The 876-nt window shown below is 54.8% G+C and carries 1 protein-coding gene; it reads right to left on the reverse strand.

The window, feature by feature from the left end:
- Positions 1-216: 216 nt before the first annotated feature.
- Entirely contained in the window at positions 217-756 is a 540-nt protein-coding gene (locus D6877_RS14480) for a hypothetical protein (RefSeq protein WP_130911237.1), read from the reverse strand.
- Between the last annotated feature and the right edge of the window lie 120 nt (positions 757-876).

Below are 876 nucleotides of genomic sequence, written 5' to 3' on the forward strand. Positions count from 1 at the left end.
TTCAGTTGAGGTTGTGACAGCTCCTTGCTGCACTACGCCTCGTCGACGCTTTTATCGCTGTGTTTTCAACGTCGACGCGGATACTTCGCCAGCGCAACAAGGTGCGCGACAAGCACTGTAGCTCATACCTCAGCAAAGACCTGGATCATTTACGGTAGGCGAGATCGCCAAGGGAAATATTGATCCAGGCCAGTGAAAATGGCGGGATGGAAACGGTTAGTTGGAGAAGACGTACTGGCCTTTGATCTTCTTTGCGCCGATCAATGCCAGGTCCGGAAACAGCAGCGATTTGACCCACGCCGCGTAGAGCACCATGGCCAGAATGAAGACTGCACCGAGCACAGTCGACACAGGCTCTTCGCTGAAGCCTACGAATTCACGAGGAATCTGGCTGATCGTGAAAGTGATATAGATCGTGTAAACCGCTGCGACTCCCTTGTAGAAGCCCCACGCAAACAAGAACGGGATCACGCCGACAATCGACACCATGAGCAGCGCCATGGCGATGCCGCCGTCATTGATCTGAAGCAGTCCGGCAATCGTTCCCAGCAGCCCCATAATGCCCATCAGCGTCACCAGCACATTGACTTTGACCAAATGCCGTTTTCTGAGGAACGGATCCGGGTACGCGCCGATCCAGGTCGCTAATACTCGATCCTTCACGCTGCCCCCCGCCAGGGCATTGAAGGTTTCCGCCCGGGCATGTCCGGCAGCGAGCATTGCGCCAACTTGGCGTTTGATTTCCTTCTTGTCCAACTGATCATCCTTAAAAGAGATAAAGCGGACCGCCCGCTTTGCCCGGGGATTTTCGCTGTTGACCGCGCAGAAAGCAAAAAGCCGCTTTCACCCGAAGATGAAAGCGGCAGAGGCATCCTG

It is taken from the genome of Pseudomonas sp. Sample_9 (assembly GCF_004307535.1).
Taxonomy (GTDB): domain Bacteria; phylum Pseudomonadota; class Gammaproteobacteria; order Pseudomonadales; family Pseudomonadaceae; genus Aquipseudomonas; species Aquipseudomonas mercuritolerans.